The sequence below is a fragment of the Vibrio sp. ZF 223 genome, from assembly GCF_003050585.1.
Lineage (GTDB): Bacteria > Pseudomonadota > Gammaproteobacteria > Enterobacterales > Vibrionaceae > Vibrio > Vibrio crassostreae.
Map to the genome: position 1 here is coordinate 190,737 of NZ_PIGB01000007.1, position 13,741 is coordinate 204,477.

The following is a 13,741-nucleotide window of genomic DNA, read 5'->3' on the forward strand; positions in this document are numbered from 1 at the left end:
GAGTTGAAATTGAAAGCTCACCAAACAAACTTGGAAACTAACCTTCCAGTTATGAAAGTAAGATGTGGGAAATTGATGCAATTCAGACGCACACCATATACGTGCCACACGAGTTGAGCCATGTGCGGAAAAGGATTAAAGCGAAACGGGAGAGAGAAAAGTAAACACGCAGTAGAAGCAACAATGATTGATTACATTAGAAAGAGCGAATTAAGTAAAGTGTGACACATGTCAAATTTATGAATTCACATACGATTTTAAAGGTATTTAGAAAAGACATCACTTCAGACAGCAACCCATTAGATATTCGAATAACACACTACTTTTCATTGATAATAATGCCAGTGAGGTACCGAAAAACAATGGAAAAGATCGATCTAAAAAGCCGATTTGATGAGTATTTTGATGTATTTCAGTGAGTATTGCTCCCCTCAAAGGAGAGGAGTAATCGTCCTTAAGAGAGGGATTATGCTGTTGCTATGACGACTTTCTTACGCTGGTTTTTAGTCATTAAATGATAAACCACAGGCACAAAGTAGAAAGAAATAAGCGTGGTTAATACCGTTCCGCCAACAATCGCGACCGCGAACGGAGGCCAGAAGCCACCACCAGCGATGATCAATGGCATAAAACCGCCAACGGTTGTTATCGTGGTTGAGCTGATATGACGCGTACACGACATCACCGCCTCAACTACCGCATCCACATTACCGGATGAAGCTTGTTCATCGAGTTTCAATTCCGTCAGAATCACGATAGCAGCGTTAATCGCTAAGCCCGCAATCCCGAGCATAGCGATGATCACCGTAAAGCCAAATGGATACCCGAAGATCCACACCGACAGCAACCCTAGGCCACCAGCTAATCCTGCCACCATGAAGATGATGCTACTCATTCGGAACGAGTTGAACGACATCACCACCACTAACACCATCAATACCACCACAACGGCGACATTCGAAATAAGGCTGTTGACTGAATTGTCACGCTCAGCTGATTCACCACCAAAACCAATCGTATAACCCGATGGCATCTCATAGCTTTCTAAGCGTTTTTGGAACTCGTTAAGGACGGTTTGTGGTAAGACGCCCGCTTCAATGTAGCCTTCAATGGTATTCACTCGTTGTCCGTTACGACGAGTAATCGCGCCGCGACTGGTCGTCAGTTCAAGCTCTGCTAAAGTTGAAACGTTAATCCCCGTTGAGTAAACATCAGAACTAATCGGCAAACGAATGTTACTCAGATGCGCTAAGTTTTCACGCGCATCATCTGCAACACGAACACGGATTGGTACCGATTCACTGCCCTCTATCACAGAGCCACTTTCACGGCCTGTTAGCGTAGTTTGCAGCATACCTGCAAATTGGTTGAGTGAAATCCCGTTAAGTTTCGCAGTGTCCTCATCAACCTTCAACCACACCTTCGGCGTACCCGGCTGCAGTGTTTCTCGTGTGTGAGTCACATGAGGCACACCTGCCAGAATCAGTCGAACATCTTCACCAATCGCTTTTAATGTATCGAGGTTTTCACCATAAACACGCAGCTCAACGGGCGCAGTAAATGGAGGCCCTTGATTAAGCTTTCGTACCAAGATTTGTGCTTCCGGCACCTCGTTATCTAGCACTTTTTGCAACTCAGGGATTAGTGCGTTGGCTTGGTCAAAGTTCTCTGTTTTAACCATCGCTTGTGAGAAGTAAGGCGCGTTGTTTTGCCTTGCTTGCAAGTTGTAATAGAAAGATGGGAAGTTAGCACCCACTAGCCAATCAATGCGCTCCACTTCTGGATAGCGATGAATGATGTCGTCTATTTTTTCCGAGGTATTTTTCGTCGCATAAATGCTGGCTTGAGGTGGCATGTATACCTGAATCTCAAACATGTCTCGGTCTGATGGCGGGAAGAACTGCTCAGTCAGTTGAGACATACTCCAGTAGCCAGTAAACGGAACCAACAACACCAAAGCAATAGTAATGATTGGATGCGTGACACCAAAGCGAACAGAAGATGAGAACCAACGTGTTAATGCAGGAATTCTTAAGCCTGTCATATACCAATGATGTTGCCCTTTCTTATCAACGTCGCTGAGTTGCTTCGGCAGTAACTTGGTCGCTAAGCCAGCAATTAAGGTATGCGAAATCACATAAGAACCTATCAACGAGAACGAAACGGTAATCGCAATACCACCGACAAACTCACCCGATGCACCCGGCATCAAAATAATCGGGGCAAACGCCAACACGGTAGTTAAGGTTGAGCCTAATAACGGCACCCACAAGTGCTTCAACGCATTCATGGTCGCTTCCGCTCTGTGTTGCCCTTTCAAGCGATATGCCTGAATAGTATCGACCATCACCACCGCGTTATCGACCATGATCCCCAGCGCTACAATTAGGCCTGTCACCGACATTTGGTTAATCGGTACACCGGTCATTTTCATGATCGACAGGGTCAACAATGAGGTTAACGGCAGAGAAATTGCCACTAAGATCGCGGCACGCACGCCTAAAGTGACAAATAGAACAATCAAAATCAGACCGAAACCGATCATCAAGCTCTTGCCTAAATCGTCTAAGCGAGTCTCGGTATAACCTTGCTGATTAAATAGTACAGTCACCTTAACGTTACTTGGTAACTCTTGCTCAAACTTGCTAATCAGCGCGTTGGCTCGAGACGTCCAGTTATCAACACGCAGATCAGGGTGCATTCTTGCCGCGACAATGACTCCCGGCTCACCATCAATAATGGCAATTTGGTCTTGTGGTTTTTTTTCACCACGTTTCACAGAAGCAATATCTTCCATACGGATGATGTGGCCATTGCTGTCGGTGGCAATTGGGACTTGCTTGATGCGTTCAATGGAATCAAGTTCTGATTCAATCTCTAAACCAAAACGTGAATACGCACTGACCAGTTCACCCGCCGAGTTCTTAGCATCTGCCCCTTCCAACGATTCGGCGATATTGGCACTTGAACGCCCTAAAGCAGCGGCATCGGCCGTACGTAAACTGATTTGAATCTCTTCTTGCGGCATACCGTATTCATCAACGAATTCGGTACCCGACAACGTTCGTAACCACTTGGCGAGCTCTTTGGCATAACGCCCGAGAGTTAAACGGTCAGGCTCACCTGCGCCAGACCAAGTCAGAGATGCGATGGTCGTGAAAGCATAGGTATGGTCGCTATCGAGATCGGGAGAATGCGCACCCGCAGGTAAAATGGATTCGATATCAGATAGCTTGTCACGCGCTTGCGACCAGACGGGTTCGGGCTCAGTGATGGTGTCATTAAGCTCTAGCGTGACAATCGACACGCTCGGCCTTGAGGTTGAGCTCACCAGTTTAACTTCACTCAGCTCACGCAGTTTGTTCTCAATCACCTCAGTGACCAAGGTTTCTACACGTTCGGCACTGGCACCGGGAAAGCTGGTTGTGATGTTTGCATAACGGTTGATGATTACTGGGTCTTCTGCACGAGGCAGTGTCATGAACGCAGAAATACCACTCACCATCAGTAGCGCCGTCATCAAGATGAGCAGTCGAGTATTGGAAATAGTCTCTATGATTTTCATACTATTCCCTATTCAGCAGCAGTGCTTACTGGCTTCACGGTTTGGCCCGGAACCAAGCGATGTAAACCACTCGCAATAACCTGCTCACCATCTTCAATCGCACCACTCACGTACGCTTGTTGATTGTTAGCAAACAACACTTGAACACTTCTACGTTCAACCTTGTTGCCATCGCCAATCACAAAGATATTCCACACACCGCGCAAGCCATCAATCAAACCCGTTAATGGCACCCAGTAACCTTGCTCATCAATCTGTTCATCAAATTTAAGGTACGCAAGTTGACCTTCTAAAACAGACGCTTGTTCGGGGAAAAGATAACGTAAGCCGACACTCCGGGATTGCGTGTCGACCATGGCTCCCGGATTCAACAGCTCCACGGCATAATCTGTACGTCCAACTCGAATGTTAGGGGAAGAAAGTGAGGTGACTTTTTGCATTTGGTGAGCAGGAATACCGATGAAGGCTTCTTTGCCTTCCGATGCCAGCAATGTAAGAGTTGGATTGCCGACATTGACCACATCGCCGAGCGATACAAAACGCGTTGCGATGGTGCCCGAATACGGCGCAAGAATCGTCGATTTAACCAATTTTAGGTCGTTACCTTTTACCGAGGCGTCAATGCGCAGTAAGTTAGCCTGTAACACACGTTGCTCACTGGTTAGTGAATCAATCTCCGCTTCGGCACTGAAGCCTTTCGCTTTCAATGAACGTTGACGTTTTAGGTTCGCCGCAACAAGGCTCAGTTGAGCTTTCACTTCTTCTGCTTGCGCTTTTAGCTGGCTCGATTCAGTCTGTAACAGTTGAGTGTCTAATCGAATAAGGGGTTGACCTTCGGTTACTATGTCACCGACATCAACCAGAATCTCATTCACTTTACCTGCCAGCTCGAAACCTAAATTAGCTTGCTGACCTGCCTTAACCACACCAACATATTCACGCTGCACTGCATAAGAGGAAGACAGCGCTAAGGCCATCGTTTCTACAGTTAAAATGGTTTGGACGCTCGAAGCCGTTTGATTGGTTGAATCAACCGAATCTTGGGCTTGTTCCTTTTCGCCACATCCAACAAGAAAAGCCGATAGAGACAACGCCACCGCACTTCCTTTCATCAATTTATACATACTTCCTGTTCCTATGCGGTACTCAATCCTATTCTTTTTTTAGACTAACCAAACCAAACTAGACTGTCTAGTTTGATTGTGTTAAAAGTAAGTTTCATCGTTAATGATTGATAAAACCATCACAAAAAGCATAATGCTTAACGCAGAACGAAATGCATTGAACTGAGCAACACCAAGTACCAAGCAATGAGAAACAGCACGTGACTAAAATCATCAAGAGTGAACAGAAGAGATCGCAGATCTTAACCGCAGCAAGCCAGCTTTTCTCTGAGCATGGCTTCAAGATCAATATGGATCAGATAGCCAAAGCGGCGAACGTTTCCAAGCAAACGGTCTACTCTCACTTTAAAAATAAAGACGAACTTTTCGAAACCTGCATGCAAACCAAGTGTGCAGAGCGCGAACTTAGCCCTGCTGCCTTTGATATGAATGCGGCGGTGGGTGATGAGTTGGTGAAATTTGGTGTGAAGTTTCAGGATTTGTTACTTGATGAACAGTCTCGACAAACCTTTCAGAACGCGGTGAGTCAATCCAACACGCACCCAGAAATTGCCTCTATTTATTTAGAAACAGGGCCACAGAAGACCACTAAGTTACTCGCTGATTACTTGCAGACAAAGATAGAGTCTGGCGACTTAACGCTCTCTTCTACAAGCTCGCCAATCATAGCGGCACGTCAACTGTTGCTGATGTTTCATGGTAAGTCGGCGTATTGGTCGTTCTTCGGCCACGATAGCGGCGAGTCAGAAGAAGAAAGGCTTCACTACACTCGTGAATGTGTCGCGCTATTCTTGAACGGCAACCAGCCTCGTTAATAGCTCATAGCTCATAACTCATAGTTCATAGTTAAGTTTCTCATAGCACTTAGTTCGCATTCTGGGCTGATTCAAGAAGCAGTTCGTAGAAACGTTTTGCGGCTGGGCCTGTCTTCGCACCTTTCGGCAGAGTCAGATGCAGCGGCACTTGATAGCCACTGCCATTTTCCACGTTCAACACAGTGAGCTTGTCACTTCCTCGGCTATCGACAATATGTTTAGGTAGCCTGCAATACCCTACACCCTGCTCTACCGCTCCAAAGGCGTGGTCAAAATTATCGACCGTAATACGCTGGCTCGACTTCAACCAACCCACATCCTTTTTCTCGCCCAGTTTTTCAACCGAGCCTAAATCTCTCACCACTATTTGTGGTAGCGACGACAACTGGTTGAGCGATATGGATGACACGTTAGCCAACGGGTGCGAACTGGCTACAACGGGCTCCATATTGGTAAACCCAAAGGCTTCGGCCGAGTAATTGGTAATTGGCAGGTTGATGATGGCAACATCGGCTCGTTCTTGAGTGACCATTTCAGTGGTCTTCGACAAGGATGTTTCAACCACTTGGATTGAAGTGGTGTTGTTCTCTGCCATAAACGCAGCCATCGGCTTATAAAGACGCTCAAGGCAGCATAGGTGATCAACTGCGACCACAATTTCAGATTCCACACCCTTTGCTAACTGCTCACTGATCAGCTCAAGCTCTCGCGCTTGTTCCAGCATGCTGCTCGCCCTACGCAATAAGGCTTTGCCATCTTCCGATAACACTGCCCTTCGACCTTCAACCTGAACCAAAGACACGCCCAATTGATCTTCCAGTTTTCTCAACGCATAAATCAGCGTGGTGTGGCTCTTATTCAATTGCAGTGCCGCCGCCTGAATGCTGCCAGCACGGTCTATCTCATAGAGTGTTTGCCATTGGTCGAGGGTGGTCTTTAATCTCATCTGTCTAAAATCCTGACAGTTAATGGCAATATTATGAACTTTCCTGTCTGTTTTTTACAGGTAATATCTATTTCAACAGGCAATATAAATCTCAACAACAAACGAGAATGGCTTGTTTGTCTTAAACACCTATTTTTCAGCGGATTTTGTTAAACGAAATTTGTTAAACGGAGAAACACCATGAAACTACTGCAAGTTGATTTTGAATTTAACGGCCCTTTCGGTGAAGAGATGTCGAACGCACTCGTCGACCTAGCTAAGTCCATCAACAACGAGCCGGGCATGATCTGGAAAATCTGGACAGAAAACCAAACCGAAAAACTGGGCGGTGGTGTCTACCTTTTTGAAGATCAACTCAGTGCTGAGGCTTACTTAGCCATGCATGCCGCTCGCTTGAAAGAGATGGGCGTAGATGAAGTTCGCGGCGTGATTTTTGACGTGAACCAGCCATTAACTACCATTAACAAAGGCCCAATCAACGGCTAATGGAATGAATAAAGAATTAGCGAAAGGCACGAGATAGAGAGATAACAAATGAACAATAAAACGTTTTTAAGCCTACACGGCATCATTTACGCAGGTTTTGCCTTCGCGTTGTTTTTTCTACCAACGGTCATGTGGCCTATGTACGGCGTGGAAATTAATGATAAGTACGCTTATTTTCTCTCTCAACATACCAGTATCTTCCTTGGTGGTATTGCAGCGATAACATGGTTACTGCGAGATATTGAAACGGGAGTCAGTGCCAAGAAACTCATCCAAGGCTTGGTTGTCACCAATATGCTCGGTGCGATCATCACTCTGTATGCCGCTTTCACGGGCATCTTTGTTGGCTTTGGTTGGAGCGACCCAGCGTTCTTCCTTTCGCTATCAGTACTGAGCGTGTTGCAAGTGCGTAAGCAAGACTAACTCTCAGATAATTAAAAAGGCACAGAGAAGTTCATCCTCTGTGCCTTATCAATCATCACTCAATCACTCTAACCAATAACAGCGATCGGTTTATTGGGTATGTTCCACAACGATCAGCTCATCGGTATTGAACCCACGCTCTTTCGACATCGCTTTAAACTTTTCCATCACTTCAGGTGCGACTTCAGGCGTTCTTGCTAGTAGCCATAAGTAATCAGTGTCGGGCCCAGAAACGAAGGCGTATTGGTACCCTTCCTCTTCCAATTCAAATACCACATAGGCACCATAAAACGGACCGAAGAACGACACTTTTAAGTAACCTTGGTCGCTACCTTCAACAAAGTACGCTTTGCCTTCTGCCTCATTCCATTCGCCCTCTTCAGCCGAATAACCGCGGTTAATCACTTTCACGCCGCCATCATCGCGTAGGCTGTATTCAGCGCTCACATTACTTAAGCCGCGCTCAAAAGAATGGTCTAAGCGAGCCACTTCGTACCATTTCCCTAAGTATCTATCCAATTCAAACTGCTGAACTGGCTTTACGGTTTCTGGCATCCCCACGCATCCACCCAACAGAATGACACTCAGCAGCAATAATATTTTCTTCATCCTAACCTCGACTCGATAAATTTATTCGTTATAGATAACCCTATACGTTAACTTTAAAGGAAAGTTCAGTTCTTACTCTGTTAATCAGTGACTTACCTAACATTTATTCGACAAACGTAAGTTTAACTCTTTAGAAATAAAACTTAGATTCAGCCAATCAATTATTCTAACCTTACAATAGACGGGGAAGTTATTAATGTGAATCACTATGAAAATGCACTCAAAACTAAAAGTACGACTATTAAAACAACTCGTTTGTACAATGGGTTTGGCTACATCATTAACAGTCACAGCCTCCGATAGTCGCGTTTTTACTGACGCGATCATTTATGGTCACTATGAATCCAACAGTATCGTCACGCAGAACGGCAAGATTTCTTTCATAGGGAGTGAACAACAAGCGCGACAATTTGCTAGCTCTGACGCTGAATTTATCGACCTAAAACAAAACTTCGTCCTTCCAGGATTCATAGACAACCACAACCATGTTTTCGAAGCGGCCTCAGAGCTGGGTGGCACCTGTGAACTCGATTCTGAAGCAACACTCGAAGAGCAAATCCTCTACTTAGAAGCCTGTAAGATCAATGCTGATACCGTTGGCAGAGGTTGGCTAATGGGTTATGGCTTTTCTTTGGAATCGACTCTCGATAGCGATTCTGAATACACACCACTTGAGATCATCGACAGTGTCTTCCCCGATCGACCAGTCGTGATCATGGAGCAGACTTCACATTCAATGTGGGTTAACTCCAAAGCGCTAAAAATCGCCCGAATTAGTCCGCAATCACCAGACCCACAAGGCGGAGCATATTTAAAAGATCCTGCAAGCGGTAAGCTCAATGGCATCTTACTGGACAACGCCGGTGATCAAGTCATGGAAATGGCGTGGAACAGTCAAAGTGAGCTCTTTGAGCAGAGCTACCAAGGCTTAATATACGGTCTTGAAGAAGCGGCTGCCCACGGCATCACCACCATAGGTGACGGTAGAATGTATTGGAAGCGCGGTTGGTATGACGTTTGGCTAGAAGCCGAGCAAAACCAAGATCTCACAGCGCGCGTCTCATTGCGTCCTTGGGTTTACCCTTCCATGGCATTGCCTTCTCAATTGGAAGTGTTTGAGAAAATGTATTCCGATGACAAAAGCCGCCTACTGCTGGTCGAACAGGTGAAAATGTACAGCGATGGTATTTTTATCAATGGCACGGCAAAAACGCTTGCCCCTTACTTAGATACCTATTTACCAAGCTCTCCTAATGGCTTGAACTACATTCCACCAGAACAAATGAAAGAATGGTTAACTGCGCTCGAAAAAATCGGCTTTAGTGCCCACATTCATGCCATTGGTGATGGAGCGGTTCGTGAATCTCTTGATGCGATAGAAAGTATTCGCAAACAAGGTTCAATCAAACCCTACACCCTAACCCATGTCGAATTAATCAATGATGAAGATGTGCCACGCTTTCGCCAATTAGACGTGACCGCAGATTTTCAAGTCGGCTCTGATTACGTTGCAAGGCATCAACACCAATGGGCGGAAGCTTTCCTTGGCGCCCGCCGTGCTAAAGCCATGATGAACCTCGATGCAATACTCAAAACCGACGCCAATATCACTCTAAGCAGTGACTGGAATGTTCACGACATCAACCCTTTGGTCGGAATCGCAAACAGCTTAATCATGGGCAAAACAGGCCTAACCGATATCTACACAGCCATCGACGCTTACACTCTCAACGCAGCCAAGAGCCTAGGAATTGAAGACGTAACAGGTTCTATTGAAGTTGGGAAGTCTGCAGATTTCGCCATTCTAGATAAAGACATCACCACCTTGTCAGCAAGAGGCATCGCCAAGACTCAAGTATTGATGACTGTACTGCGTGGCGATGTGGTGTATCAAAATGGTGAATAGATTTTACAACCAACAATAAGCAACATTATTCACCACAAGAAAACAATCATTACATATCATTTTCAGAATGTTAGTTTCCGCAACAGACAGGTTAAATAAAGTAATTACAATGCCGCAACTTTTTACAAATAATGAAGTTACACATGAAGAAACATTTAATTTTACTTGCTGCGTTAACGTCTTTACCTGCTGCTGCGAATGACTTCTCTTCTATCTCATTTGGTGCTCAATATGGCATTGATGATGGCCTATCTGACTCAGTAATTGGGCATGCAGAAAGTAGCCTTGGTGGGTACGGTCGTTTATCTTGGAATTTCTACGACCATATCTTTGCTGACTACAACATCAGTTATAGCTCATTTGATGGCCCTAGCTTTCAAAGCCAACATTTTTCAACAACAACCTATGCTTCAACAACAAAGCAAGATTTCGGCATCGGCTACTACTTCGAGTTAGGCTCTTATTCACCTTATATAAAAGTAAACAAGACGTCATTTAAACAAAGCTACAAAGGTACAACCGGAAGCTCTACTCCTGGCAAAAATGGTATAACACCACCTGATATATCTGATGCGAGCTACACCGCGGATGGTTATGGTTTAGAGCTAGGCTCTTTCATTCATATGAGTGAGAATTGGACACTGACAGTTTTGGGTAGCATTAGTAAGCTTGAAGAGAGCGGTCAGGACATTGACTTATACGAAACGTATGCCATTTCCGATACGAAATTCGGCAGCAATTGGGCTTTTGAAGCAGCTCTCGGCTATCGAAAGCTTAAAGCTCAAGGTGCCGACTTAGGCGAATTCATGCCACAAGTTGGTCTAAAATACGATTTTTAAATCTCTATTTAATAGAGGCTTATAAACTGAATGCTATATAGCTCAGATTTTTAACCTTTTTAATAAAAACACGATTCTGAGTTTTCTGTGGCATCTCTATATGTACATAAACTTCGATAGACCTAAAAGGGTTGGTATTTATTACCAACCCTTTTTCATTTAATACTAAATTAGAATGTTCAAATGAATATGGGTCAGATTATTAATATAAAAATCCGCTCAAACTTTCACACGATTAAATAGCGTAAAATTTGACAAGACGCTCACTGTAACCCAAATTAGCCGGGGTATGATTAATTTCCACTGTAATATTACCAGAAAGCTCACCGTCGGCCTTATATACAGGGCAAGATGCTATATCTGACAAGTATGACTCTTCCGTAGGTGCACTAAAGTAATAGATTTTTTGTAGGTTACATTCACCTACCTTCATTCCCAACGCTTCAACTTCCGAGCGTTGACGGTAATAATGCGGACCAATGTCTAGAAGATATTCAGGGCTATGGGTATAGATCTCGCTGGTATAACGCTCAGAAAATTCACTCTCAGCAACGAAGTTTTCATTCTCCATGCTATAAAGAATGTTCAAATGCCAATAGATTAGCTCAGACTCATCACTCGTTGATTGACCCGGTTTTGAATACACACATTGGATCTGACTATGAGGGACTTCCAAGCCTTGATTTGCTTGGATGTTATTGCGAAGCGTGTTGATCCCACAACGATGCAAAGTAAAGCCATCTTGCTTCATCGATTCAGTCACTTGATTCATCGATTGGTATTGAACGTAGACACCTTCAGGCGATTCACCGGTGATAACGTTACTATTATCAGCATAAGTAAACGGACTTAGGCAGGCGGTTACAGACACTAACGCTATTGTTTTTTTCATTATTATTTTTCCTTTATGATTGGCGGCAGGAAAATAACTCAAAAACAAAATATGCAACACAGTGCTCATTGATATTTGTGATCTTGGTTAAAGCAATGATTACTTTTATGAATATTAAAGTTTGGTGTCGGGTATGTTTTTATATAAACAGGATTAAACGCCTCAAAAAAATTATGGATTTATATTAATAGAATTACCTTATAACAATTAAGGAAATGGTATTTACTATTAACATATTAGATATTTAAAACTATCAAATATCACCACCATCTCCATTTTTATTAATCATTCTGTTTAATTATAATAATCAAAAGCGAGCCTAACCGACTCGCCTTTATTATGAATTTCGTAAACTGACTTCTCGTTGATTATTGAGACTCTGACAACAACAGGGATAATCCGGAAAAACTTCGGAACGCATTAATCATGATATAGAGATCTTCATCCGCCATAGGCACCTCGCAGCTTTCAAAGTTGCCAGAGCGATAAGGTCGGCAATCGTAAGTACTTTTCGTTGGTTGCGCGCCAGAACGAATATAGAGATCGGCGTCACCCACTCCTTGCTTGATAGTTGCAGTTACATCACTGGTACGGTTTGCGGCTTTGAGCAAAAACAGTTTTTGTTGGCCGGACGTCGCGGCGAGATCGGTTATTAGGCTTCCTAAAGTCACTTCTGGGATCTCATTCTTAGGCTCACCAACTGAGCCGTTAGGTAGCTCGTCATTGAAATACGAAGCCACTAATGGCCAAATTTTACTGATTTTTACGCCTTGGTTTTCGCAGCCTCCGAAATGATGCAAAGCAATGGCTTTGTTGTTATCGGTTCGCAGAACAGGTGACCCAGACGAGCCTCCAATCGTGTCACAGAAATAGCCAGTATCCGTATTTACTCCTCGCCCATTCGCTGAAGCCACATCGATCTGACACAATCCTGAACCATTTTGATCACTCTCAATAGCGAGCTCTTTCGGCTTACCCGCCCCGTGTTGAGGAATATAAATCCCGTCACCAAACATCGGCTCTTCAGCGTCTAACCCTAGATAACCAAACGACGCTATCTTTGAAAAATCATCGACGGTAAACAGTGTGTAATCCAGATCATAATCGGTGCTGAGTATCTTACTTCCCATGACTTTAACCGTGGTGGCCATAGAGCCGTCACAAGTACGGCGCTGATAGTTAAACCATACCTCTGTATTTCTCAGTTCTGATTCTGATGCGACACAGTGGTTATTGGTGAACATATGGTTATTTGGCCCAACTCGCCAAGCGGTACACAAACTACGTCCATTGATTAATAGCCTTGCAACGGGTGTTGTCCAAGCCACCTTACCTGGATGAGACTCTTCCCAACAGGCAACATCTCTGCGCTCGTTAACGCCACATGTCGATAGTGTTGCCAATGCCTCCTCATCTGCACTCTTACCCGCCATGTAGTAGTCTATCTCGAATTCAGGGTATTGGCCGTTTGCGTTTGGCATCGCCTCAATCAACATGGTGTCACCTGAAATAGACTGAGCAAACCAATCTGTCTGACTCTCATGATATTCAACACCCTCATCACTGGTGCTCGAACTCAAGCGCAACAGGCTACCTTTGGGTATAACAAGCGAATTGAAATGAAGCTTAATGAATGACGCGCTCGCGTGTTCAATTTGCTGCGTGTATCGATCGCCCGATGTTTCAGTCAACGTTTGATGTGACAGTTGATACATCACTTCATCAGCAATAACAGGTAGGTGTGGTTGAATCGAAAGCTGTGGCTGAACTAGGAGCTGTGGTTGCGCATTTACGAACGAAGAAAATAGACATGTTGTCGCTAACCCAAGGTTAGATAAGATTACTTTCATTAGATTTCCTATATCGATTTGTAGTGTTCCCTCCACAAACATATGCGCTAATAAACAATATGACACAAAATGCATATTGGATTTTCAGTAAAGAAATCTCAACACCTAAAGTACACTCTAATATTCAACAAGATAGAAATAATTAGTATTGATTCACACCACTCTGACTGTACAAATTGGTGTGCGACTTGAACACAAAAAGAATCATGGGTAAGCAGCGTATTTTGCTATTCTGAAGATAGTTTCGGCAGAGCTATACTCTTCATATAGTCAATAGAGAAAGCCT

11 protein-coding genes are annotated in these 13,741 nt (G+C 44.2%); 5 read left to right on the forward strand and 6 right to left on the reverse strand.

All coding sequences use genetic code 11. The annotated features are described in order from the left end of the window. Nucleotides 1-466: 466 nt before the first annotated feature. Together CWO13_RS15050 and CWO13_RS15055 are read right to left on the reverse strand one after the other, a co-directional pair. Nucleotides 467-3,565, reverse strand: coding sequence for an efflux RND transporter permease subunit (locus tag CWO13_RS15050; protein ID WP_108020334.1), 3,099 nt, complete (start codon nt 3,563-3,565; stop codon nt 467-469). Between the two features lie 8 nt (nt 3,566-3,573). Further along, nucleotides 3,574-4,689: an efflux RND transporter periplasmic adaptor subunit gene (locus CWO13_RS15055; protein WP_107898745.1), complete on the reverse strand. Its 1,116-nt coding sequence runs from the start codon at nt 4,687-4,689 to the stop codon at nt 3,574-3,576. Between the two features lie 200 nt (nt 4,690-4,889). Between CWO13_RS15055 and CWO13_RS15060 the strand changes: the two genes are divergently transcribed. Then, a complete protein-coding gene (locus tag CWO13_RS15060) occupies nt 4,890-5,504 on the forward strand; it encodes a TetR/AcrR family transcriptional regulator (protein ID WP_102432624.1) in 615 nt (204 codons plus the stop codon). A gap of 49 nt (nt 5,505-5,553) precedes the next feature. Here the strand turns inward: CWO13_RS15060 and CWO13_RS15065 are convergent, their stop codons facing one another. Then, the gene (locus CWO13_RS15065) at nt 5,554-6,450 is read right to left on the reverse strand and encodes a LysR family transcriptional regulator (protein WP_108020333.1); all 897 of its coding nucleotides are present in this window, start codon (nt 6,448-6,450) and stop codon (nt 5,554-5,556) included. Nucleotides 6,451-6,630: 180 nt separating this feature from the next. Here CWO13_RS15065 and CWO13_RS15070 point away from each other — a divergent pair, with 180 nt between their 5' ends. Together CWO13_RS15070 and CWO13_RS15075 are read left to right on the forward strand one after the other, a co-directional pair. Continuing rightward, nucleotides 6,631-6,936, forward strand: coding sequence for a monooxygenase (locus tag CWO13_RS15070; RefSeq protein WP_055320113.1), 306 nt, complete (start codon nt 6,631-6,633; stop codon nt 6,934-6,936). 48 nt (nt 6,937-6,984) lie between these two features. Further along, nucleotides 6,985-7,359: a hypothetical protein gene (locus tag CWO13_RS15075; RefSeq protein ID WP_102432627.1), complete on the forward strand. Its 375-nt coding sequence runs from the start codon at nt 6,985-6,987 to the stop codon at nt 7,357-7,359. Between the two features lie 90 nt (nt 7,360-7,449). On the opposite strand, the gene CWO13_RS15080 is transcribed toward CWO13_RS15075, so the two are convergent. Then, the gene (locus CWO13_RS15080; protein WP_048669028.1) at nt 7,450-7,968 is read right to left on the reverse strand and encodes a lipocalin family protein; all 519 of its coding nucleotides are present in this window, start codon (nt 7,966-7,968) and stop codon (nt 7,450-7,452) included. A 262-nt stretch (nt 7,969-8,230) separates the two neighbouring features. On the opposite strand from CWO13_RS15080, the gene CWO13_RS15085 reads away from it, so the two are divergent. Both CWO13_RS15085 and CWO13_RS15090 read left to right on the forward strand, forming a co-directional pair. Further along, nucleotides 8,231-9,874: an amidohydrolase gene (locus CWO13_RS15085; protein ID WP_258186386.1), complete on the forward strand. Its 1,644-nt coding sequence runs from the start codon at nt 8,231-8,233 to the stop codon at nt 9,872-9,874. Between the two features lie 143 nt (nt 9,875-10,017). Continuing rightward, the gene (locus tag CWO13_RS15090; protein ID WP_108083133.1) at nt 10,018-10,713 is read left to right on the forward strand and encodes an outer membrane beta-barrel protein; all 696 of its coding nucleotides are present in this window, start codon (nt 10,018-10,020) and stop codon (nt 10,711-10,713) included. A gap of 235 nt (nt 10,714-10,948) precedes the next feature. On the opposite strand, the gene CWO13_RS15095 is transcribed toward CWO13_RS15090, so the two are convergent. Next, nucleotides 10,949-11,605, reverse strand: coding sequence for a hypothetical protein (locus CWO13_RS15095; RefSeq protein WP_108083134.1), 657 nt, complete (start codon nt 11,603-11,605; stop codon nt 10,949-10,951). A gap of 368 nt (nt 11,606-11,973) precedes the next feature. Continuing rightward, on the reverse strand, nt 11,974-13,455 hold the full coding sequence (locus tag CWO13_RS15100; protein WP_108083135.1) for a serine protease: 1,482 nt from the start codon (nt 13,453-13,455) through the stop codon (nt 11,974-11,976). Nucleotides 13,456-13,741: the final 286 nt, after the last annotated feature.